20 protein-coding genes and 1 pseudogene are annotated in these 22,657 nt (G+C 67.9%); 9 read left to right on the top strand and 12 right to left on the bottom strand.

Annotated features, from left to right (window positions below):
* The first annotated feature begins 18 nt into the window (after positions 1-18).
* Together dnaG and ACSQ19_RS08085 are read left to right on the top strand one after the other, a co-directional pair.
* Complete coding sequence (gene dnaG / locus ACSQ19_RS08090; protein ID WP_435996079.1) at positions 19-1,758, top strand: DNA primase; 1,740 nt, start codon at positions 19-21, stop codon at positions 1,756-1,758.
* Between the two features lie 10 nt (positions 1,759-1,768).
* Positions 1,769-2,251, top strand: coding sequence for a fused DSP-PTPase phosphatase/NAD kinase-like protein (locus tag ACSQ19_RS08085; protein ID WP_435996077.1), 483 nt, complete (start codon positions 1,769-1,771; stop codon positions 2,249-2,251).
* Between the two features lie 102 nt (positions 2,252-2,353).
* On the opposite strand, the gene ACSQ19_RS08080 is transcribed toward ACSQ19_RS08085, so the two are convergent.
* From ACSQ19_RS08080 to ACSQ19_RS08065, 4 genes are read right to left on the bottom strand one after another with little or no spacing between them, the layout of a single operon-like run.
* Positions 2,354-3,292 carry a heme o synthase gene (locus tag ACSQ19_RS08080; protein WP_296281346.1) on the bottom strand — a complete coding sequence of 313 codons (939 nt, stop codon included), beginning with the start codon at positions 3,290-3,292 and terminating at the stop codon, positions 2,354-2,356.
* Positions 3,292-4,452 carry a COX15/CtaA family protein gene (locus tag ACSQ19_RS08075; RefSeq protein ID WP_435996075.1) on the bottom strand — a complete coding sequence of 387 codons (1,161 nt, stop codon included), beginning with the start codon at positions 4,450-4,452 and terminating at the stop codon, positions 3,292-3,294. Before ACSQ19_RS08075 ends, ACSQ19_RS08080 begins: the two co-directional genes overlap by 1 nt.
* Positions 4,453-4,474: 22 nt before the next feature.
* The gene (locus ACSQ19_RS08070) at positions 4,475-5,047 is read right to left on the bottom strand and encodes a hypothetical protein (protein ID WP_296281345.1); all 573 of its coding nucleotides are present in this window, start codon (positions 5,045-5,047) and stop codon (positions 4,475-4,477) included.
* Between the two features lie 26 nt (positions 5,048-5,073).
* Positions 5,074-5,808: an SURF1 family protein gene (locus ACSQ19_RS08065; protein WP_435996072.1), complete on the bottom strand. Its 735-nt coding sequence runs from the start codon at positions 5,806-5,808 to the stop codon at positions 5,074-5,076.
* 89 nt (positions 5,809-5,897) lie between these two features.
* On the opposite strand from ACSQ19_RS08065, the gene ACSQ19_RS08060 reads away from it, so the two are divergent.
* Entirely contained in the window at positions 5,898-6,119 is a 222-nt protein-coding gene (locus tag ACSQ19_RS08060) for a twin transmembrane helix small protein (protein WP_162335975.1), read from the top strand.
* Between the two features lie 95 nt (positions 6,120-6,214).
* Here the strand turns inward: ACSQ19_RS08060 and ACSQ19_RS08055 are convergent, their stop codons facing one another.
* Genes ACSQ19_RS08055 through ACSQ19_RS08030 form a run of 6 tightly spaced genes read right to left on the bottom strand, consistent with a single transcriptional unit; the run spans position 6,215 to position 10,932 of the window.
* On the bottom strand, positions 6,215-7,093 hold the full coding sequence (locus ACSQ19_RS08055) for a cytochrome c oxidase subunit 3 (protein WP_296281344.1): 879 nt from the start codon (positions 7,091-7,093) through the stop codon (positions 6,215-6,217).
* A gap of 28 nt (positions 7,094-7,121) precedes the next feature.
* Positions 7,122-7,700 carry a cytochrome c oxidase assembly protein gene (locus tag ACSQ19_RS08050; RefSeq protein WP_296281343.1) on the bottom strand — a complete coding sequence of 193 codons (579 nt, stop codon included), beginning with the start codon at positions 7,698-7,700 and terminating at the stop codon, positions 7,122-7,124.
* Positions 7,697-7,831 carry a hypothetical protein gene (locus ACSQ19_RS08045; RefSeq protein WP_296281342.1) on the bottom strand — a complete coding sequence of 45 codons (135 nt, stop codon included), beginning with the start codon at positions 7,829-7,831 and terminating at the stop codon, positions 7,697-7,699. Before ACSQ19_RS08045 ends, ACSQ19_RS08050 begins: the two co-directional genes overlap by 4 nt.
* Positions 7,832-7,849: 18 nt before the next feature.
* Complete coding sequence (ctaD, locus tag ACSQ19_RS08040; RefSeq protein ID WP_296281341.1) at positions 7,850-9,463, bottom strand: cytochrome c oxidase subunit I; 1,614 nt, start codon at positions 9,461-9,463, stop codon at positions 7,850-7,852.
* A gap of 35 nt (positions 9,464-9,498) precedes the next feature.
* Positions 9,499-10,437: a cytochrome c oxidase subunit II gene (coxB, locus tag ACSQ19_RS08035; RefSeq protein ID WP_435996068.1), complete on the bottom strand. Its 939-nt coding sequence runs from the start codon at positions 10,435-10,437 to the stop codon at positions 9,499-9,501.
* Between the two features lie 18 nt (positions 10,438-10,455).
* Positions 10,456-10,932 (bottom strand): DUF2244 domain-containing protein, encoded by a 477-nt coding sequence (locus ACSQ19_RS08030; protein WP_296281339.1) that lies wholly within the window; start codon positions 10,930-10,932, stop codon positions 10,456-10,458.
* Positions 10,933-11,194: 262 nt separating this feature from the next.
* Between ACSQ19_RS08030 and putA the strand changes: the two genes are divergently transcribed.
* From putA to ACSQ19_RS08015, 3 genes are all read left to right on the top strand, one after another.
* Positions 11,195-14,410: a bifunctional proline dehydrogenase/L-glutamate gamma-semialdehyde dehydrogenase PutA gene (gene putA, locus ACSQ19_RS08025; protein WP_435996066.1), complete on the top strand. Its 3,216-nt coding sequence runs from the start codon at positions 11,195-11,197 to the stop codon at positions 14,408-14,410.
* Positions 14,411-14,657: 247 nt separating this feature from the next.
* Positions 14,658-15,818, top strand: coding sequence for a diguanylate cyclase domain-containing protein (locus ACSQ19_RS08020; RefSeq protein WP_435996064.1), 1,161 nt, complete (start codon positions 14,658-14,660; stop codon positions 15,816-15,818).
* A 13-nt stretch (positions 15,819-15,831) separates the two neighbouring features.
* Positions 15,832-16,785, top strand: coding sequence for an SMP-30/gluconolactonase/LRE family protein (locus ACSQ19_RS08015; RefSeq protein ID WP_435996062.1), 954 nt, complete (start codon positions 15,832-15,834; stop codon positions 16,783-16,785).
* A gap of 452 nt (positions 16,786-17,237) precedes the next feature.
* Here the strand turns inward: ACSQ19_RS08015 and ACSQ19_RS08010 are convergent, their stop codons facing one another.
* Complete coding sequence (locus ACSQ19_RS08010) at positions 17,238-18,605, bottom strand: OmpP1/FadL family transporter (protein WP_435996060.1); 1,368 nt, start codon at positions 18,603-18,605, stop codon at positions 17,238-17,240.
* 223 nt (positions 18,606-18,828) lie between these two features.
* Here ACSQ19_RS08010 and ACSQ19_RS08005 point away from each other — a divergent pair, with 223 nt between their 5' ends.
* From ACSQ19_RS08005 to ACSQ19_RS07995, 3 genes are all read left to right on the top strand, one after another.
* Positions 18,829-19,521 carry a rhomboid family intramembrane serine protease gene (locus ACSQ19_RS08005; protein ID WP_435996058.1) on the top strand — a complete coding sequence of 231 codons (693 nt, stop codon included), beginning with the start codon at positions 18,829-18,831 and terminating at the stop codon, positions 19,519-19,521.
* Positions 19,522-19,617: 96 nt separating this feature from the next.
* Positions 19,618-19,938, top strand: coding sequence for a DUF1820 family protein (locus tag ACSQ19_RS08000; RefSeq protein ID WP_435996056.1), 321 nt, complete (start codon positions 19,618-19,620; stop codon positions 19,936-19,938).
* 83 nt (positions 19,939-20,021) lie between these two features.
* Entirely contained in the window at positions 20,022-21,278 is a 1,257-nt protein-coding gene (locus ACSQ19_RS07995) for a cation:proton antiporter (protein WP_435996054.1), read from the top strand.
* 34 nt (positions 21,279-21,312) lie between these two features.
* Here ACSQ19_RS07995 and ACSQ19_RS07990 read toward each other — a convergent pair.
* Positions 21,313-22,650: pseudogene (locus ACSQ19_RS07990) on the bottom strand (S41 family peptidase); the annotation flags it as partial.
* Positions 22,651-22,657 lie beyond the last annotated feature (7 nt).

Below are 22,657 nucleotides of genomic sequence, written 5' to 3'. Positions count from 1 at the left end.
TGGCATCCTATGCCCCGCATGGCCCGCATCCCCGACGCCTTCATCGACGAACTGCTCGCCCGGACGGATATCGTCGAGGTGGTGGGCGCGCGCGTCCCGCTGAAGCGCCAGGGCAAGGAATATTCGGCCTGCTGCCCATTCCACGATGAGCGCTCGCCGTCGTTCACGGTCTCGCCGACGAAGCAGTTCTACCACTGCTTCGGCTGCGGCGCGCACGGAACGGCGCTGTCGTTCCTGATGAACTACGACCGCCTCGAGTTCCTCGACGCGGTGGAGGAGCTGGCGCGCCGCAACGGCATGGAAGTGCCTCGCGAGACCCAGCAGCGCAACGAGAACAACGACACCCGCGACCTGTTCAATGCGCTGGAAGCGGCCGCGCGCTTCTTCCAGCGCAATCTGGAGGGCAGCGACAAGGCGAGGTCCTATCTCGACGGCCGCGGCGTGGATGCGGCGATCCGCACGCAGTTCATGATCGGCTATGCGCCGGACGGCTATTCGGCGCTGAAGGACGCGCTGGGCACCGACGATCGCCGGATGAAGCTGCTCGATCGCGCCGGCCTGTTCTCGAAGAACGACCGCGGCCACGTCTACGACAAGTTCCGCGACCGGGTGATGTTCCCGATCCACGACCGACGCGGGCGCGTGATCGCCTTTGGCGGTCGCGTGCTGCAGAAGGACGACGGCCCCAAGTACCTCAACTCACCCGAGACCGCGCTGTTCCACAAGGGCCGCGAGCTATACGGCCTGTGGCAGGTGAAGCAGGCCAACCAGAAGATCGCGCGCCTGGTGGTGGTCGAGGGCTACATGGACGTGGTCTCGCTGTTCCAGTTCGGGGTGAAGGAAGCTGTCGCCACCCTGGGCACCGCGACCACGCCGGAACACGCCGAGCTGCTGTTCCGCAATGCACCCGATGTGTACTTCTGTTTCGACGGCGACGCCGCGGGCCAGCGTGCCGCGTGGCGCGCGCTGGAATCGGTGCTGCCGCGCATGAAGGACGGGCGCCAGGCGTTCTTCCTGTTCCTGCCCGATGGCGAGGACCCCGACACCATCGTGCGGCAGGAAGGCGCGGCCGGTTTCGATGCGCGCCTGCAGCAGGCGACGCCGCTGTCGCAGTTCTTCTTCGACGAACTGGCCAAGGACATCAAACTGTCCACGCTCGACGGCAAGGCACGCCTGGCCGAGCGCGCGCGCCCGTTGCTGGCGCAGATTCCCGACGGCGCGTTCGGCGACCTGATGCGCCAGCGCCTGACCGAGATCACCGGTGTCGGCGCCGGCAGCGCAGGTACGCCGGTCGCCTCAGCCCCGCCAACGTCACGTCGCGCGGTACCCACGCAGGCGGGGCACACCAAACCGAGCCTCGTCCGCAGCATCATCGTGCGCCTGCTGCACAAGCCCGCGCTGGCGTTGTCCATCGAGTCGACGCACGGTTTTTCCGCATTGCGCCTGGCGGGCATGGACCTGTTGCTGGAACTGATCGACCTGGTGCATGCACGCCCCGACATCACCACCGGTGTGCTGCTTGAGCACTTCGCGGAACGCGACGAGGCCGCCGCCCTGCAGAAGCTCGCGATGCAGGACCTGCCCGGCGACGAGGACAGCTGGCGCCAGGAACTCCTCGACGCCGCCGTGCAACTGGAAAAACAGATGCTGCAGCAACGACTCGAGGAACTGCAGGCCAAGCAGCGCAGCCAGGGCCTGGACGAAACCGACAAGTACGAACTGCGCACGCTGCTGCAGGCCCGTATCGGCCGCCACTGAGGAGCCCACGATGATCCGCTTCGCTTCTTTGCTGTTCCTCCTCCTGGCGGGCTGCTTGTCGCTCGCCGCCCATGCCCGCGACTTCACCCAGCCGCAGCCCGGCCTGCACACGGGTGGCCAGCCATCGCAGGACGATCTCGTCCGCCTGAAGTCGCAGGGCGTGCGCACGGTGATCGACCTGCGCGGCGCGCAGGAAGATCGCGGCTACGACGAGGCCGCTGGAGCGCAGCGGCTGGGCCTGAACTACATCGCTTTGCCGATCGCCGGCAAGGACGACGTCACCCCGGCGAACGCGAAAGCGCTGGGCGAACTGCTGAGGGCACAGGATGGCGACGTGCTGCTGCATTGCGCCTCGGGCAACCGCGCTGGCGCGCTGCTGGCACTGGATGCGGCGACGCGGGGTGTGCCACGCGAGGAAGCGCTGGAGCTCGGTCGCAAGGCGGGATTGACGTCGCTGGAGCCGGTGGTGGTGGAGCAGTTGGGAAAACCCTGACGCACCACGGTGAGCATGCTTCCCGTGGGAGCGACGTCAGTCGCGATGACGCATTCATGGCGCTCATTTCGCGACTGACGTCGCTCCCACAACAGCTCAACTTTATCCCGCCGGCACGAACTCGATGCCGGACGCCGCCGCCGCGGGCCGCAGCATCGGCATCGCCCAATGATCGACCAGCAGGAACGCGAACAGCGCCATCAGGTAGACGATCGAGTAGTTGAAGACACGCATCGGAAAGAAGTCGTCCGGCGGATCCAGCAATCGCCACGCGTACCAGAGGAACACCGCGCCCAGCACCAGCGCGCCCCCCAGGTAGAAGAAGCCGCTCATGCCGAACACCACCGGCAGCACCGTCACTTCGACCAGCAGCACCGTGTAGAACAGGATCTGCCAGCGCGTGTACGTCACGCCATGCGTCACCGGCAGCATCGGCACCAGTGCGCGGGCGTAGTCCTCGCGGCGGAAGATCGCCAGCGCCCAGAAATGCGGCGGCGTCCAGACGAAGATGATCAGCACCAGCAGCAGCGCGTGCGGCCAGTCCCACTCGCCCTGCATGCCGGTCATGGTGGCCCAGCCGAGCAGCGGAGGCGCAGCACCGGCGATGCCGCCGATGACGATGTTCTGCGGCGTGGCGCGCTTCAGGAACACCGTGTAGACCACGGCATAGCCGATCAGCGACGCGAACGTCAGGATCGCCGTGATGGTGTTCACCCACAGCACCAGGAGGGTCATCGACAACGCCGCCAGGACAAGCGCGAACACCAGCGCTTGCCACGGCTTCACCTGGCCCTGCACCAGCGGGCGCCACGAGGTGCGCGCCATCTTCGCGTCGATGCGCGCGTCGAGCAGCTGGTTGATCGCGGCGGCGCTGGAGGCGGCCAGCCAGATGCCGAGGAAGCCCAGCGCGCCGCGCAGCAGCTCCGCGCCGTCGGGCAGGCCGTCGATGGCGAGGAACATGCCGACGATCGCGGTGAACACGATCAGCGCCACCACGCGCGGCTTGGTCAGGTCCCAGTACTGGCGGAACGTCGATGCCATCAGTCCGGCCTGCGCAGGCGCGCGGTCAGCGAGACCAGGGTGAACAGCAGCAGCACGGCACCGGCGTTGTGCGCAACGGCCACCGGCAGCGGCAGGTTGAGCTTCACGTTGAGGATGCCCAGCGTGACCTGCGCGGCGATCAGCACCCCCAGCGTCAGCGACCAGCTGCGCATGCCGGGGGTGCGGAACAGGCGAAGCGCCAGCGCCAGCACGTACAGCGCCACCACCACCGCCATCGCGCGATGGGCGAGCTGGATCGCAATGCGGGCCGCGCCATCGAGCACACCGCCTTCGTAGTCCACGCCGATGCCACGCCACAGCACGAAGCCTTCGCGGAAGTCCGCCGGTGGCGCCCACTGGCCCACGCATTTCGGAAAATCCAGGCCGCAGGCCAGGGCCGCGTAATTCGCGCTGACCCAACCGCCCAGCGCAATCTGGATGCCGAGCAATGCCAGCCCGCCGATCAGCCAGCGGCGCAGCACGGTCGCATCGGCCAGCGTGATCGGCCGGCCGGTGGCCCGCCACGCCATCCAGACGAGCAGCGAGAACGTGGTCAGGCCGCCGAGCAGGTGCCCCATCACGACGATGGGCTTCAGCAGCCAGGTGACCGTCCACATGCCGAGCAGCGCCTGGAAGATGATCACCGCCAGCGTCAGTGCACCGGCGCGCGCCAGGTCGATGTTCGTCCAACGCAATGCCGCGAACAGCAGGATCGCTTCGCCGATGACCGCAAGTACGGACGCTTCCACGTGCTCGCCGTGCATGTACAGCGGGATCGCCGCGCCGACCAGCCCGGCGGCGATCAGGATCTGCGCGATGCCCCAGCGCCGGCGGCGCGCGGCGAGCAGCGCCAGCACCAGCACCAGCACGCCCAGCGACGCGGCGAGGTGGCGGTGCACCTGTTCGCGCCACGCCTTGTGGGTTTCGAACGGCCGGATCTCGCTGGCGACGTGGGAGGCCGCTTCATCGACCGCTTTCGGCCACGCGGCACGGCCGTAGCAGGTCGGCCAGTCGGGGCAGCTCAGCCCGGCATCGGACAGGCGCACGAAGGCGCCGAACACGACGACGCACAGCGTCAGTGCGACCGCGAGCCAGGCGATGCGATGGAAGTGCTTGTAGACAGCAGGACGGGAGAGGACGGAGCGGGCGGGGGTAGTCATCATCGGCGGTTCTGTGAGCGGCTCAGATGAGCTTGATCAGCTTGGACACATCCGTGCGCAGGCCGCCCGGATCGAAGCCGGGGGCATAGCGCAGGATGACGAAGCCATGGGGATCGATCACGTAGACCGGCGTACCCGCCGCGTCGTCGACCTGCGGCAGGCGCGCGCGCAGGGGATCGTTGGCGCGCACCTCGCGCAGGGCCGCATGGCGGGGGGCGTCGGCGGGATAGTCGCCGATCCAGAGGATGTCCACTTCGTCGGCGTTGTGGCCGAACAGTTGCCAGACCTTGTCCAGGTCGCGGGCGAGCCGGGTGCAGGCCTGCGCGCAGTCCGGCGCCGGGGCGGCGACGATGCGCCAGCGACGCTCGGCGGGCGTCCAGTCGTAGCGGCCACCGTCGGCCAGCGTCAGCGAAAGATCGCGCGCGTCCGCCGGCGGCTGCAGCATCACCCCGTGGTTCTTGTGCGAGGCGGGTTGCCAGCCGGAGAAACGCAGGATGCCGGCGCCGAACACGGTGCCGAAGAACAACGCGAACAGGCCGACGAGCATCCACCGCCCGCGACGCCGCTGGGCGGGATCGAATGGTTTTGGGTCCATGGACGCATTTTCTCACGCCCGCGGGATCATTGCCCCTTCCGTGCACCACGCCGGCTGCGCCAGGTCAGCACCAGTGCCGTCACCAGCACGGCGCCCGCCAGTCCGAACCACTGCACGGCATAGCCGATGTGGCGCTCCGGGGGCAGCGTGTTGGGCAGGATGTCCAGGTCGCGCGCATAGCCCAGCGGCAGGTCCGGATCCAGCTTCAGCACACGTGGCGCCAATGAAGGCAGGCCCAGCGCCTGGCCGATCTCCTGCCGCTGCAGCGCGATCACCAGCAGGCTGCCATCCGGCTGCGCGCTGGGCAGCGCGTGGGCGATGCCTTCCGATGGCGGCGGTACCAGCAGTCCGGTAATGCGCTGGGTACCCGACAGCGGCGCCACGGCCGGCATCTCGCGGTTGCCCGGCACCGGCAGCCAGCCCAGTTCCACCAGCAGCGGCGCTCCCGCATCGGCCGGCTGGAAGACACGATACGCGCGCACGCCGGGCTGGCGGTCGCGGGTCTGGTTGTCGAGCAGGATGGCCGGCGCAGGCAGGAATTCGCCCTCGCCGGCCGCCCAGTCGTAGGCCTGCGACCGCGCCTTGTCCGCGGCCGACGCCAGCGGCTGCGGCTGACGCTCCGCCAGCACGCGGGCGGTCTCGGCCAACATCGCCTCCTTCTGCTCTGCCCGCCCCCACTGCCAGGCGCCCAGGCTGCCGAACAGCGACATGACCAGCACCGCCAGGGTCCAGCCGACCGGCAGCGGCATGTGGCGGCTCATGGACTGCGTCCGAGTGTCGCACCCACCGCGGGCTCACCCGGGGAGAGCGATAATGCGCGCCTCACTGCCGAAGTCCCGTCGAGGACGCCATGAACGATTCGCTGAAAACCCTGCTGATCATCGCCTTCCTCATCCTCATCGTCTGGAACCTGGGCGCAGGCCTGTACTACATGCTGGTCGACAAGGGCGAGAGCAAGCGCACCGTCAACGCGCTGACGCGCCGCATCGCCCTCTCCGTCGGCCTGATCCTGCTGGTCGTGCTGGCCATCAAGATGGGCTGGATCCAGCCGCACGGCATCAATCCCGGCTGAGCACGCATTGTCCCGCGCGCGGCACCGCGCGCCAACCGGGCAAAAGAAAAGGGCCGGCATTGCCGGCCCTTTCTTCGTTGCGGCGTCGCCCGCGCTTACAGCACGTAGACGAACAGGAACAGGCCCAGCCACACCACGTCCACGAAGTGCCAGTACCAAGCCACGGCTTCGAAGCCGAAGTGATCGTCCTTGGTGAAGTGGCCCTTGGCGCAACGGAACCAGATGATGGCCAGCATGATGGTACCCAGCGTCACATGCAGGCCGTGGAAGCCGGTCAGCATGAAGAACGTGGAGCCGTAGATGCCCGAGCCCAGCGTCAGGTTCAGTTCCTTATACGCGTGGACGTATTCCTCGGCCTGGAAGAACAGGAACACGCAGCCCAGCAGCACCGTGGCGCCCAGCCAGATCAGCAGCTGGCTGCGGTTGCCGGCCTTCAGCGCATGGTGCGCGATGGTGATGGTGACGCCGGAGGTCAGCAGGATCAGCGTGTTGAGCAGCGGCAGGCCCCACGCCGGGATGGTCTGGAACTGGCCGCCCACCTGGCCCGGGCCGGCGCTCGGCCACGCGGCCGAGAAGCCTTCCCACAGCAGGCTGTTGGTCATCACACCGTCGCCTTCGCCGCCCAGCCACGGCAACGCGAGCGTGCGGGCATAGAACAGCGCACCGAAGAAGGCCGCGAAGAACATCACTTCCGAGAAGATGAACCACACCATGCCCATGCGGAACGACACGTCCACCTGGCGGTTGTAGTGGCCGCTCACCGACTCGCGGATCACGTCGCCGAACCACATGAACAGCGTGGCGCACAGGCCGACCACGCCGGCGTAGAACGTCCACATGCCGAACGACAGGTCGTTGAGCCAGCTGGCCACGCCGACCATGGTGACGAACATGGCGATGGAACCCACAAACGGCCACTTGGAGCTGTGCGGCACGAAGTAGATGTTGGCGTCTGGCGATGGGGCGTTTGCCATGGCGATGCTTCCGGTTGCTAAGGCGAAGTCAGGGGGCCGCGAGCGGCGAAGTCGACGCATTGCCCGTGCCGATCTGCGCGGTCAGGGCGTCGTTCTTGAAGAAGGTGTACGACAGGGTGATCGTCTTCACTTCCGCCGGCAGGTCCTGGTCCACGATGAAGCGGACCGGCATGTCGCGGCTTTCGCCGGGTTGCAGCGTCTGGGCGGTGAAGCAGAAGCACTCGGTCTTGGTGAAGTAGCCCGACGCGCGCGCCGGCGCGACCGACGGCACGGCGCTGCCGACGACGGCCTTGTCGCTGTCGTTGCGAGCGAAATACTTCGCTTCGTAGAGCTCGCCGGGCACCACCTGCATGGTCAGCTGTTCCGGCTTGAAGGCCCACGGCAGCTTGGAGTTCACGCCGCCGTCGAACTGCACGGTGACCGTGCGCTTCGCCTTGGCGGCGGCCGCCGCGGCGGCCTGGCCCGGGCCCTGCTCCAGGCGTATGCCGAACACCTTCTCGCAGGCGATGCGATACAGCGGCACCAGCGAGAACGTCAGCACGAACACCGCCATCGCCACGCCGACCAGCTTGAACAGGCCGGCCGAGTTGGACTTCGCCGCCGTCATGCGGCCAGCACCGCGCGGCCGATGAAGGCCACGAAGATGGCGAAGGCGATGCCGCCGATCACCCACGCGGTCCGCAGCACTGCCCTGCGGCGGCGCGCGAGTTCTTCGGGGGTGAAGGCGGGGACGTTCATGCGGTCGCGGTCAGGCGTTCAGTGCGTCACGTCGCCGTGCGCCAGGTCGCCGTCCCGGATGACCGGCGGCGTGGTGAACGTGTGGTGCGGCGCCGGCGACGGCACGGTCCACTCCAGCCCCTTCGCGTTCTCCCAGGCGCGCGCCTCGGCCTTCTTGCCGCTGCGCAGCGAGGACCACAGGATGGCGGCCATCATGAAGGGCGTGACGAACATGCCGAACGCACCGATCGAGCTGATCAGGTTCCAGTCCGCGAACACCGGGTTGTAGTCCGGGATGCGGCGCGGCATGCCGGCCAGGCCCAGGAAGTGCTGCGGGAAGAACAGCAGGTTGACGAACACGATCGTCCACCAGAAATGGACCTTGCCCCAGAACTCGCTGTACATGCGGCCGGTCCACTTCGGCCACCAGTAATAGGTGGCGGCGATGATCGAGAACAGCGCGCCGGTCACCAGCACGTAGTGGAAGTGCGCCACCACGAAGTAGGTGTCGTGGTACTGGAAGTCCGCCGGCACGATCGCCAGCATCAGGCCGGAGAAACCGCCGATGGTGAACAGGATGACGAAGCCCACGGCCCACAGCATCGGCGTCTCGAAGGACAGCGAGCCGCGCCACATCGTGCTGACCCAGTTGAACACCTTCACGCCGGTCGGGATGGCGATCAGCATGGTGGCGAACATGAAGTAGATCTCGCCGCCCAGCGGCATGCCCACCGTGAACATGTGGTGCGCCCACACGATGAACGACAGGAAGGCGATCGAGGCGGTCGCGTACACCATGGCCTGGTAGCCGAACAGCGGCTTGCGGCTGAAGGTCGGGATGATTTCCGACACCACGCCGAACGCCGGCAGGATCATGATGTAGACCTCGGGGTGACCGAAGAACCAGAAGATGTGCTGGTACATCACCGGGTCGCCGCCGCCGGCGGCGTTGAAGAAGCTGGTGCCGAAGAACTTGTCGGTCAGCAGCATTGTCACCGCGCCCGCCAGCACCGGCATCACCGCGATCAGCAGGAACGCGGTGATCAGCCAGGTCCAGCAGAAGATCGGCATCTTCAGCAGGTCGATGCCCGGCGCGCGCATGTTCAGCACGGTGGCGATGATGTTGATGGCGCCCATGATCGAGCTGACGCCCATCATGTGGATCGCGAAGATGGTGAAGGCGACGTTGTAGCCGCCCTGCAGCGACAGCGGCGGGTACAGCGTCCAGCCACCGGCCGGCGCGCCGCCCGGCAGGAACAGCGACATCAGCAGCAGGGTGAAGGCGAACGGCATGATCCAGAAGGACCAGTTGTTCATGCGCGGCAGCGCCATGTCCGGCGCACCGACCTGCAGCGGGATCATCCAGTTGGCCAGGCCGACGAACGCCGGCATCACGCCACCGAAGATCATGACCAGCGCATGCACCGTGGTCATCTGGTTGAAGAACTCGGGGCTGACGAACTGCAGGCCCGGCACCATCAGCTCGGCACGGATGATCACCGACATGCCCGCGCCGATGATGAACATGATGAAGCTGAAGATCAGGTAGAGCGTACCGATGTCCTTGTGGTTCGTGGAGAAGAACCACCGCTCGATGAAGCTCTGCTGGTGACCGTGGTGATCGTCGTGATGATCGACAGCGGTGTTGGCCATGTTCGTACTCTCTTGCAGCTGGTGCGGACGGTCGATCAGCCCTGCGCGGTCGGCGCGGGCGTCTCGGCGGTGGGGGCGGCTTCAACGGCCGGGGCCGTCGTGGCGTCGGCCGGAGCGGCCGGTTCCACCGGCGCGGCCGGAGCGGGTTCGGCGGCCGGAGCGGGCTTCTTCGACGCCAGCCACTGCTCGAACTCGGCCTTCGGCACCGCCTTCACGACGATCGGCATGAAGCCGTGGTCCTTGCCGCACAGCTCGGCGCACTGGCCGCGGTAGATACCGGGTTCCTTGATGTCGGTCCAGGCCTCGTTGACGATGCCCGGGATCGCATCCTGCTTCCAGCCCAGCGCCGGTACCCACCAGGCGTGGATCACGTCGTCGGCGGTGATGACGAAACGGATCTTGGTATTGGTCGGCAGGACCAGCTGGTTGTCGACGTCCAGCAGGTAGTGCGGGTTCTTCGCCAGGTCCGGCTTCTCGCCGCTCTGGCGGATGCGGTCGGACTCGCGGTCCAGCCGGCTGGTGAAGGAGACGTCCTCGCCCAGGTAGTCGTACTTCCACATCCACTGGTAGCCGGTGACCTTGACGGTCATCTCGGCATCGCGGGTGTCGTACATGGCGATCAGCTTGGCGGTGGCCGGCCAGGCCATGACCACCAGGATCAGCACCGGGATGACGGTCCAGATGATCTCGGCCGTGGTGTTGTGGCTGAACTGCGCCGGCACCGCACCCTTGGAATGGCGGAACTTGAACATCGCGTAGCCCATCGCGCCGAACACGATGACGCCGATCACGATGCAGACCCACAGCGCGATCATGTGCGCGTCATAGGCATGCTGCGAGGACGCGGTGACGCCCTTGCCCATGTTCAGCTGCCACCGGTGCGGGTCGGCCGACTGCGCCCAGGCCAGCGCCGGCATCGCCAGCAGCGTGCAGGCCGTCACCAACCGCTTCCACATCCCATTCACTTGCGTCATTGCCTAGACCCCAATGCGTCATCGGTTGCGGCCGCTCGCGGCCGCCAGTAAATCCTGCAACGTGTCCGCCAGCTCCCGGCGTTCGGCCGGCCCCAGGAAGTCGCCTACCCGGACCCGCCTGCCGCTGGATGCCAGCGAAATCCTTTCGCCTTCCCGCTCGATCCCCAGCCGTACCCAGTACGGGTGCGCCCGGAACACCACCCCGGCGTCGGAGGTGACCACCTCCACCGCCTCGGGACCGATGCGGATCTCCTCGCCCCTGTCGCCGCTGCGCCACAGCGCCCTTAGCGCCGTGGCCACGATGGCCGAATGGAGCAATGCAAAGGCCGGCGCGAAGGCATTGCCTCCCCACCAGCCCAGCATGGCGACGATCCACATCGCGCCCGACAGCGCCACGAACAACAGGATGAACTGGCGGCGCGTCAACGCGCGGGGCGGCCGCAACCGGAGCTGCGCACCACGCCCGTCCCACGATGACGGCACCCTTTCGATCATGTCGTCCGCCACACGATCCGGGCTGCGGAAAACCGCTGAATGGTAGCTCCCGGCACACTTTGCGGCAAGTTTCATTGATCCTGCACAAGGCGCGCGAATCCTCCGCAAACGCGGCGCGGCGCGTTCGCGCGGCGATTCCGCGACCGGCGTCACCGCCCGGACGACCGCCCTGCCGCGGCCCGTGCGCGCGGTCGCCGCGGGCATATCCGGCCCGGCCGCGCCGTCCTAAACTAATGGACTGCCTTTGGACTGCCCCGCCGTCATGTCGACCCCTTCGCCTGTCCCCTCATCCGCCGCTCCACCGGTCGGCGCCGTCGTCTCTCCCGAGCTTCCCGCACCCCCCGCCGCGCTGCGCGCCGCCATCACGGCCGCCTGGCTGCGCGACGAGACCGAGCACGTCCGCGAACTGCTCGGACAGGCCCGCCTGCCGGCCGACGAACAGGTCCAGGCGCAGAAGCTGGCCGTGGACTTGGTGAAACGGGTCCGCGCGCGCGCCCAGGACCAGGGCGCGATCGAGGCCTTCATGCGCCAGTACGACCTGGGCAGCGAGGAAGGCGTGCTGTTGATGTGCGTGGCCGAGGCCCTGCTGCGCATTCCGGACCAGGAGACCGCGGACAAGCTGATCCGCGACAAGCTGGGCGACGCCGACTGGGAGAAGCACCTCGGCCAGAGCGACTCGGTGCTGGTGAACGCCTCCACCTGGGGCCTGATGCTGACCGGCAAGCTGGTCAACCTGAACGACCTGACCCGCGCCGACGTGCCGGGCGCCTTCAAGCGCCTGGTCGGCCGCGTGGGCGAGCCGGTCATCCGGCTGGCGGTACGCCAGGCCATGCGGATCATGGGGCACCAGTTCGTCATGGGCCGCACCATCGACGAGGCGCTGGCCCGCAGCCGCAAGGGCGACAACGCCGACTACCGCTATTCGTTCGACATGCTGGGCGAGGGCGCGCTGACCACGAAGGATGCGGCGCGCTACCTGGAGGCCTATCGCCAGGCGATCCACGCGATCGGCCGCACCGGCCCGTTCGCGGACGTGCTGGCGGCGCCGAGCATCTCGATCAAGCTGTCCGCGCTGCACCCGCGCTACGAACACGCCAAGCGCGCCCGGGTGATGCGCGAGCTCGCGCCGGCGATCCTCGAACTGGCGCAGCTGGCCAAGTCGTATGGCATCGGCTTCACCATCGATGCCGAAGAGGCCGACCGCCTGGAGCTGTCGCTGGACCTGATCGAGGCGACGTTCTCCGACGACTCGCTGGCCGGCTGGGAGGGCTATGGCCTGGCCGTGCAGGCTTACCAGAAGCGCACGCCGTACGTGATCGACTTCCTGGCCGACCTGGCCCGGCGCGTCGGTCGCCGCATGCCGGTGCGTCTGGTGAAGGGTGCGTACTGGGATGCCGAGATCAAGCGCGCGCAGATCGACGGCCATCCGGGCTACCCGGTGTTCACCCGCAAGCCGAACACCGACGTTTCGTACCTCGCCAACGCGCGCCGCATGCTCGACCACGGCGACGCGCTGTACCCGATGTTCGCCACCCACAACGCGCAGACCATCGCCGCGATCCGCTTCATCGCCGCAGGTCGCCCCTACGAGCACCAGAAGCTGCACGGCATGGGCGACGATCTGTACGCCGAAGTGGTGCCGAAGCACCGCCTCGACACGCCGTGCCGCGTCTACGCGCCGGTCGGCTCGCACGAGGACCTGCTGCCGTACCTCGTGCGGCGCCTGCTCGAGAACGGCGCCAACAGCAGCTTCGTCAACCGTATCACCGACGAGAACGTCGCCATCGAGGACCTCGTGCGCGACCCGGTGCAGACGGTGTCCGAATTCGATTCCATCCCGCATCCGCGCATCCCGCTGCCGGTCGATCTTTTCCGGAGCCAACCGGCTCCCATCGCCTCTTCTGACAGGAACAACTCCATGGGCGCCAACCTCGCCAACGACAACGACCTGCGCGCGCTCGCCGAGCGCATCAACGCGGCGGTCAAGCCGTGGCGCGCGGCGCCGCTGGTGCCGGGCGCCGTCGTGTCCGGCAACGCGCTGCCGGTGACCAATCCGGCCGACCGCCGCCAGACGGTCGGCGAATGGCAGCCCGCCGACAGCGCCGCCGTCGAGAAGGCATTGGCCAATGCCGTCGCCGCGCAGCCCGCCTGGGATCGCACGCCGGCCGCGAGTCGCGCCGCCATCCTCGAACACGCCGCCAATCTGCTGGAACAGCGCCTGCCCGACTACATCGCGCTGTGCGTGAAGGAAGCCGGCAAGACCATCCCCGACAGCGTCGCCGAGGTGCGCGAGGCGGTCGATTTCCTGCGCTATTACGCCGCGCAGGCGCGCACGCAGTTCGGCGCGCCGGAACACCTGCCCGGCCCGACCGGAGAATCCAACCAGCTGCAGCTGCAGGGCCGCGGCGTGTTCGTCTGCATCAGCCCGTGGAACTTCCCGCTGGCGATCTTCCTGGGGCAGGTCAGCGCCGCGCTCGCCGCCGGCAACAGCGTGATCGCCAAGCCGGCGGAGCAGACCAACCTGATCGGCCACGCGGCGGTGAAGCTGCTGCACGAGGCCGGCATTCCCGAGTCGGTGCTGCAGTTCCTGCCCGGCGACGGCGCCACCGTCGGCGCTGCGCTGACCAAGGACCCGCGCGTCGCCGGTGTCGCGTTCACCGGCTCCACCGAGACCGCGCGCGCGATCAACCGCGCGCTGGCCAGCCGCGACGCCGGCCCGATCGCCACGCTGATCGCCGAGACCGGCGGCCAGAACGCTTTCATCGCCGATTCCTCCGCGCTGCCGGAGCAATTGGTGAAGGATGCGATGGGCTCGGCCTTCACCTCGGCGGGCCAGCGCTGCTCGGCGGCACGCGTGCTGTTCGTGCAGGACGACATCGCCGACAAGGTGATGACCATGCTCGCCGGCGCGATGGATGAACTGAAGATCGGCGATCCGGGCCTGCTGTCGACCGACGTCGGCCCGGTGATCGATGCCGACGCGCTGAAGATCCTCGACGACCACGCCGCACGCATGGCGAAGGAAGCGCGCCTGATCAAGCAGGCGAACGCAGGCGAGGACACTGCACACGGCACGTTCTTCGCGCCGCGCGCGTGGGAGCTGACGTCGCTGGACCAGTTGCACAAGGAAATCTTCGGACCCGCCTTGCACGTGATCCGGTGGAAGGCCGACCAGCTGGATGCGGTTATCGACCAGATCAACGCCACCGGCTACGGTCTGACCCTGGGCGTGCACTCGCGCATCGACGAAACCGTAGACCGCATCGCGGCGCGCGTGAAGGTCGGCAACGTGTACGTCAACCGCAACCAGATCGGCGCCGTGGTGGGGGTTCAGCCGTTCGGCGGCCAGGGCCTGTCGGGCACGGGCCCGAAGGCGGGTGGACCGCACTACCTGCCGCGCTTCGCCACCGAGAAGACCGTCACCGTCAACACGACCGCGGCCGGCGGCAACGCGTCGCTGCTGACGCTGGGCGAATGACGTAACGCGCCGTTTTTCGCCCGATGCCGGACACCGAGCCCCGCCGATGCGGGGCTTTTTCGTGGGACATGACCCACGGCACTGATGCGGGCGGCGGTGTCGCCGCGATCCTGCCGATCCGTGGTCGCCGTCGCTGAACTTCCGCCGCGACTGCGCCAGCATCGCGCCGCGAGCCTGCCGGAATGCGCCGTTTCCTGCGTTCCTGCAGCGACAGGATGTTCAAAGGCCAGCAGGGCTCCACCGACGCATGACGACCGACTTCTACAACCTGCTGCTCAGCGACTGCGCCTTGGCCGCCGTGCTGCTGGTGCTGTTCCTCTACGTGGGCAGGGTCTCGCGCGGCGTGCGCGGCATCGCCACCTGGGGCGTGGCGCATTTCCTCTATTCACTCGGCGCGGCGATGCTGGACGGCACGGCGCAGACGCTCGTGCGCGCCGGCAATGAATCGCTCGCGGACGGCATCGCCGGTGCCGGTGGCGTGCTCGCGTGCGCGGGGCTGGTCGGACTGGCATGGTCGATCATCCAGTTCGTGCAACAGCGCGCGCTGGCCCTGTGGGAACGCGCATTGCTGCCGCTGTGCCTGGGCTTCTCGCTGGCTGGCGTGGCCCTGGGGGGCGGCGTGGAGGCGCAGGGCGCGGCGATGAGCGCCACGGAAGTGATCGTGCTGCTGGTCATGGTGCGGCATCTGTTCGCGCTGCACGGTGCGCCCGACCACGTCCCGGCGCGCCTGATGATCGTGGGTTGCGGGGTGCTGTTGTGGCTGTACGGAGGAGACCTGCTGGCGGCGCTGACCGGACGTTACGGCCCCAACCCGATGTGGGTGAACCTGGACCTGTCCATCTGGTTCCTGCTCAATTTCTGCATGCTGATGCTGGCCAGTTTCCGTGCGGCGGAGCCCTTGCGGCGCGGCGCGCTGTTCGATCCGCTGACGGGCGCCTTGAACCGGCGCGGGCTGGACAACGAGCTGCAGGCGCTCGGCACGCGAGCCGCCGGGGAGCACGGGCTTGCCGTGATCGTGCTGGACCTGGACCACTTCAAGGCGGTCAACGACGACCATGGCCATGAAACCGGCGACCGGGTACTGCAGCGCTTCTCCGACGTGGTTCGCGGCTGCATCCGCAGCGAGGATCTGTTCGCGCGGCTGGGCGGCGAGGAATTCATGCTGGTCTTGCGCAACACGCAGGCCGACACCGCGCACGCCCTGGCCGAACGCATCCGCCGGCAGGTGATGATGCTGGAGTTCGCGCCCGCCCATCGCAACATCCGCGTCACCGTGAGCCTGGGCATCTCGTTCTCCGCCGACCGCCATGCCCCCTGCGAAACGCTGATCCGGCTCGCCGACGAGGCGCTCTACGACGCCAAGCACAAGGGGCGCAACCGGATCGAGGTACGCTGGCATCCCGCCTGAGTAAGAGACCGCCATGCCGCGACGCCATCGCCTTGCCCTCGCCCTCGTCCTGTGCGGCGCCCTGCCGCTCGCTCATGCATCTGCCTACCGTTCGGTCTGCCCGGCCGACCCGGGTCGTGCACCCGCGGGCGAACTGACGGCCACGCGCGTGGCCGCCGCGAAGGCCGACGACGGCCAGGACCGCCTGTACGAGGGCGCGGTGTGGAAGGACGGCGCGCTGTACCTGTCGGATTTCGTGCACAGCGGCCGCTTTCCCTCGCGCATCCGCCGCTTCACGCCGCCGGACCGCTGGGAGACCGCGGTGGAGGACAGTGGCAGCAACGGGCTTGCGCTGGATACGGAAGGCCACCTGATCGCCGCCACGCACGACCGCAAACAGGTTGCGCGCGTCGATCTGGACGACGGCACGCGGACGGCACTGGTCTCGACCTTCGAGGGCGCGCCGTTCAATTCGCCGAACGATCTGGTGATGGCCGCCGACGGCACGCTGTACTTCACCGACCCGGACTACCAGCGCAAGGCCGCGCCCGGTGGCCAGCCGCTGACGCGGGTGTACCGCTATCGCGACGGCACCACGAACGTGGTCGACGACACACTGCGCAACCCCAACGGGATCGCACTGTCGCCGGAGGGCGGCACCCTGTACGTGGCCGGCGGCACCGACGACGGCGATGTGTTGCGCGCCTATCCCCTGCGCAACGGCGTGCCGGGCGACGGACGCGACCTCGCGCGCATCAGCGGCGGCGATGGCCTGGCCATCGACTGCCTGGGGAACATCTACGTGACCGAACACGGCGAACGGCGCGTGCGCGTGTTTTCGCCGACCGGTCAGGTTCTTGCGACCATCCGCGTGGATGCGAACATCACAAACGCGGCCTTCGGTGGCGAGGACCGGCGCACGCTGTTCCTCACCGGCGCGGCCAGCCTGTGGTCGATCGACCTGGACGTGGCGGGGCTGCCGTACTGACGGCAACGAGTGCGCTGTGCGCTGGATGCTCTCGGCGGGAGATGGGTTCGAGCGTCTGGTGGACATAGCGTGCGCCATGCGCACGACGCATGAACCCATCACCGCGCGCCCTGCGCTCAGCACACGCTACGGCTGCTTGATGTTCTCACTCCGGGAAGAGAGCCTGTCCCGTACGCGATACGGCGTGGCGTGGCCGGGGCGCCGGATGCGGGTGTGCGGACCGCTGAGCCTCCACCACTCCGCCTGACCCTCAACCCAACCCCTCTCCCGCCAAGGTAGGGGCTTCAAAGCGCCATGCCGGGCGGGTGCCGGCGTTGCGTGCGCCATGAGCACCATGCATGAACCATCACCGCGGGTCGTGCGCATGGCGCACGCTACGGATCGCGTGTTTGCGAGGGCAAAGAAAAACCCCGCCGAAGCGGGGTTTTTCGTGGTCCGGATCCGTGGTGCGATCAGAACTTGTACTGCATCGACACACCGAACAGGTCGGCGCCGCCTTCGAAGTCGCCGACCAGGCGCGCGCGCGTGCTGGTGGTCAGGTCCACTTCGGGCGTATCGACGATGTCGATCTTCACGTAGCTGGCGCTCAGCTCGAAGTGCTCGGACACGTTCCAGGTCAGGCCCAGCGAGTACCACATGCGGTCCTGGTCGGGCAGGCGCGGGGTGCGGTACGGGCGGCTCACCGGGGAGTCGTCGCGGGCCACGCCGGCACGGAAGGTGAACGCATCGCTGAACTTGTATTCGCCACCGATCGAGTAGAACCAGTTCTCGTCCCAGTTGTACTCCTCGACCGAGTCGGGCTGCGCGGGGTTGTCGAACTCGATGCGGATCTCCTGCAGCGACGACCAGTCGGTGCGGGTGACTTCGGCCATGACGGTGAAGCGGTCGGTGGCGTAGTAGGTGGCGCTGAACGCATCGACCGCCGGGGTCGTCAGGTCGGCACCGCCGCCGCCGTTGATGAAGACGCTGTTGCCCAGCGCGGCGCGGACGTTGGCCGGCACTTCGAACACGGAGTCGCCATCCAGCTCGTGGTCGACTTCGGAACGGTGCGAATAGCCCAGCGACCACTTGTCGCTCGGACGCCAGTTGACACCGACGATCCAGCCCAGGCCGTTGTGCGTGCCGTTGATGCTGGCGAAGCCGTCATTGCGCTGCGGGCCGAACTGCGCGGTCGGGCCGACGCACGCGGCCGGGCTGCGGCTGCAGACGATGGTGCCGAAATCCACGGCGTTGGACAGGGTGACGTCGGCGTGCTCGTAGATCAGGCCGGCGCCGACCGAGAAGCTGTCGCTCAGCTCCAGCGATGCGGCCAGCGTCAGGTCGACGATCTTCACGTCCGATTCCAGCGCGTGGTAACGGCCCTTCCAGCCGTCGTCGTATTCGGTCTTCAGGCCGAACGGCGCGCTGATCATCATGCCGAGCGTCAGGTACTCGAAGTCGCCGCTCAGGGGCAGGATGAACGACGCGGCGGGCACGGCGGCCACGTCACCGGCGTCGCCACCATTGCCGCCGGTCAGCGGCTGCTGGAACGGCGTGCCGGTCGCGGCGGTGCCGTCGCCGGAGAATTCGTAGGACAGGTCGATCGCGGTGAGGTCGGCCTGCAGCGTGCGCTCGGTGAACGTGGACATGACGGCGGGGTTGTTGACCACCACCGAAGCGTCGCCCTTGGCGGAGGCCGAGCCGGCCATCGCGCGACCCTGGGCCTTGACGCTGTTTTCCTTCAACTGGAAGGCGGCCGCGTGCACATCGCCATAGGCGAGGACACCGGCGATGCCGAGTGCCAGCGCGGTGACGCGGGTCAGGTTCTTGGTGAATTCCATCTGTATCTCTCCGGAGACGTGGGTACAAGGATCGTCTGCGTCGCGAAGGCCGGGGTGTGTTGTCCACCTTTCGACCTGCCGGAAGCCCCTCCCGACATACGACGCCGTATGCAGTATACCCGCTAACTAAACTCTAACAATCCGTCGTAAGTCATTGCCCCTATTCAGTTTCGTCGCGATGCACCATGGGCAGCCGGACGGTGAGCAGGTAGAGTTCCGCCGCATGTTCGTTTCGCTCCCCTCCCGTCGCAAGGCGCCCGTCCGCTGGGCCACGCCCACCTTGCTCGTCCTGCTGTCGGCCACGTTCTGTTGGGCGCTGACGCGGGGAGATGCGGCACAGGGCGATCTGCTGATCCGCTGGGGCGCACTGACCGGCGGGATGGTGGCACCGGAGGTCTGGCTGGCGTCGCTGCAGAGCGGCACGGTGCTGCGGCTGTTCACTGCGCTGTTCCTGCATGCGGACTGGGCGCACCTGCTCGGCAACCTGGTGTTCCTGCTGATCTTCGGGCTGCCGTCGGAGCGGGCGATGGGGCCGTGGCGCTTCCTGTTGCTGTTCCTCGTCGGCGGTGCCGTGGCCAACGTGGCGGCGGTCCTGAGCATCGGCACGCCGGACCGCGTCATCATCGGCGCCAGCGGTGCGATATCCGCCGTGATCGGCGCCTACCTGGCGCTGTTCCCCACCGCCAAGCTGGGCGTGGTGCTGCCGCTGGGCCTGTTCCTGGAGTTCGTGAAGGCACCCGCCTCGTTGCTGATCGGCATCTGGGCGCTGCTGCAGGTGGTGTTCGCCTATACCGGCCCGGCGTTCGGTGCGGTGGCGTGGTGGGCGCACATTGCCGGCTTCCTGTTCGGGGTGGTTTTCGCCCTGTTCGTGCGCGCGGCGATCGCACGCCGCATGCGGAAGCGGCAAGGCTACTGAGGGGAGGAGTGAGGGAAGAGGAGTGAGCAGTACAGCCTTTGCTCACGCCCCACTTCTTTCCTCTCACTTCCCTGCCCTCGCTCCTATAATCCCCGCATGAAGAACGCGCTCTACAAGATCACCTTCCACAACCACACCAAGGTCTACGAGCTGTACGCGCGCCGTGTCGCCGCCAGCGCCCTGTGGGGCTTCACCGAAGTCGCCGACCTGGTGTTCGATCTCCACGAAGGGTTGGTGGTCGATCCCACCGAAGAGCGGTTGCGCGACGAATTCGGCGCGACCAGGGTGTTGCACCTGCCCATGCAGAGCATCATCCGCGTGGAGGAAGTTGAGCGGAAAGGCCAGTCCGCGATCCGCGATGCCACCACCGGCGAGAAGGTGGTGACGCCGTTCCCGCTGCCCGCCAAGCCGCGCTGAGCCGCACGGGGTGTTCCTGGCCCGTTGTCCGTGACCCTATGATGCGTCGCTGACCGGTCCGCAATCCGGCAACGCAGGCGACGATGTCCACACCCCAACTGTCGGTCTACTTTTTCCTCCAGGTCGGGGTGATCATCCTGGCGTGCCGGGCAGCGGGCGCGCTGGCGCGACGCATCGGCCAACCCCAGGTGGTCGGGGAAATGATCGCGGGGGTGGCACTGGGACCCTCCCTGTTCGGCGCGCTTGCCCCGGGCATGCAGGGCGCGCTGTTCCCGGCGGCCTCGCTGGACATGCTGTATGTCGGCGGGCAGGTGGGAGTGGGGCTCTACATGTTCCTGGTCGGCACGGAGTTCAACGTGGCCCACCTGCAGGCGCGCTACCGCAGCGCCCTGGCGGTGTCGTGGGCCGGCATCGCCGTGCCGTTCGCCCTGGCCTTCGCGCTGGCGCCGTGGCTGCACGAGGTGCCGGGGCTGTTCTCGCCGCAGGCGCGCTTCCTGGAAACCGCGCTGTTCCTGGGCGCCGCCATCGCGATCACCGCTTTCCCGATGCTCGCGCGCATCATCCAGGAGCGCGGCCTGGCGGGCTCGCCGCTGGGCACGCTGGCACTGACGGCCGGCGCCATGGATGACGCGGCGGCCTGGTGCATCCTGGCGGTGGTGCTGGCGAGTTTCGGAGGAAGCTGGGGCCAGGCCTGGATCGCGATCATCGGCGGCATCGTGTATCTCGCGCTGATGCTGTCGGTCGGGCGCCGCTGGCTGCGGCCGCTGGCCAACCGCGTGCCGCTCGACGGGCCGTTGCCTGCACCGACCTTCGCGGTAGTGATGGCGCTGTTCTTCTTCTGCGCGTGGGCGATGGATGCCATCGGGCTGCATGCGGTGTTCGGCGGCTTCGTGCTCGGCATCTGCCTGCCCCGCGGCGCGCTGACCGACCGCCTGCGTGCGACGCTGCAGACGGTCGTCGTCGTGCTGTTGCTGCCGCTGTTCTTCACCTACTCGGGACTGAAGACGCAGCTGTCGCTCGTCTTCGATGCGGCGATGCTGCTGCCGGCGATCGCGATCCTGCTGGCGTCGTTCGGTGGCAAGGCCGTCGCGTGCTGGGCCGCGGCAAGGCTGGCGGGCGAAACCTCGCGCGATGCGATGGCGATCGGTGCATTGATGAATGCGCGCGGCCTGATGGAGCTCATCATCATCAACATCGGCTTGCAGGCGGGGCTCATCGGCCCGAGCCTGTTCTCGATCCTGGTGGTGATGGCCATCCTGACCACGCTGATGGCGACGCCGCTGTTCAACCGCATCATGCGCAGTGCGAGCGCCGCGGAGGCGGAGCCGAGCGCCCGGTGACGGGCGCGCGCCGTCAGCGCCGCGAGGTACTGCCCGCGCTGTCCGCTTTCGCGGTCGCGGCAACCTTCTTCAGCTCCGCCAACGCGGCCTGGATCGGCGCTTCGCCATCCAGCACATCGCCGGGCGTATAACCGGCGGCGCCTTCTTCATCGCCGCGCAGGTGGCCCGGCAGCGTGGCTTCGGTGATGTACAGCTGGCCATCCTGGCCCAGGACGGCGGCGCCTGGCTTGCCGCCCTGCTCGGGCTTCACGACCACGTCCGGCACGATGCCGCTGGCCTGGATCGACTTGCCGCTGGGCGTGTAATAGCGCGCCGTGGTCAGCTTGACCGAATCGCCGTTGTCCAGCGGCAGCACGGTCTGCACCGATCCCTTGCCGAAGGTGCGGCTGCCCACCACGCGCGCACGGTTGTTGTCGCGCAGTGCACCGGCCAGTACTTCCGATGCGCTGGCCGAACCGGCATCGACCAGCACCACGACCGGTGCGCCGTTCAGGCGGTCGCCGGGCGTGGCATCGAACTTGGAGTCGCTGATCGACATGCGTCCGCGCGTGCTGACGATGTTGCCCTTGTCGAGCAGATCGTCCGCCACCTGCACAGCGGCGAGCAGCAGGCCGCCGGGATTGCTGCGCAGGTCCAGCACCAGACCGCGCAGCTTGCCGTTCTGCTGCAGCCTGTCGATCTGCTTCTGGAAGTCGGCCGCGGTATCGGTCTGGAACGCGCTGATGCGCAGGTAGCCATAGCCCGGTTCCAGCAGGCGGCTGCGTACGCTGGTCACACGGATGGTGTCGCGCACCAGGGTGACGTCGAAGGGTTTGGGGGTACCGTCGCGCACGATGGTCAGTACGATCTTGCTGCCGGGCGCACCACGCAGCGGCTCCATGCCGTCGTCGGCGCTGATCGGCTTGCCGTCGATGGCGGTGATGAGGTCGCCCGACTTGATGCCCGCCTTCGCCGCCGGCGTGTCGTCGATGGGCGACACCACCAGCAAGGTGCGGTCAGGCTGCTGCATCAGTTCGACGCCGATGCCTTCATAGGCACCGTTGGCCTGTTCGTCGAAGGCTTCGGAGTCGGCCTTGTCAAAATACGTGCTGTGGGGATCTAGGTCCAGCAGCAGGCCGCGGATCGCGGACTGCATCAGCTTCTTGTCCTCGACCGGCTCCACATACGCTTCCTTGACCGCGTTGAACACGGCCACGTAGCGGCGGATTTCCTCCAGCGGCACCTTCGCCGGCGCGGTCTCCGCCGCGTCGGGATCGTCGCTGGGCGCGACCACCGGCGGCGTCTCCGGCAGCGGCGCCTGCTGCTGTGCCCATGCCGGCGTGGCGGCGAGCAGGGCGACGGTCAGGATGGCCAGGGGAAAACGCTGCGTCATGCGGACA

The organism is Pseudoxanthomonas sp. LjRoot127 (assembly GCF_964253495.1).
In the GTDB taxonomy this organism is placed as follows: Bacteria; Pseudomonadota; Gammaproteobacteria; order Xanthomonadales; family Xanthomonadaceae; genus Pseudoxanthomonas_A.
This window is presented reverse-complemented; position numbering and strand designations above follow the sequence as displayed.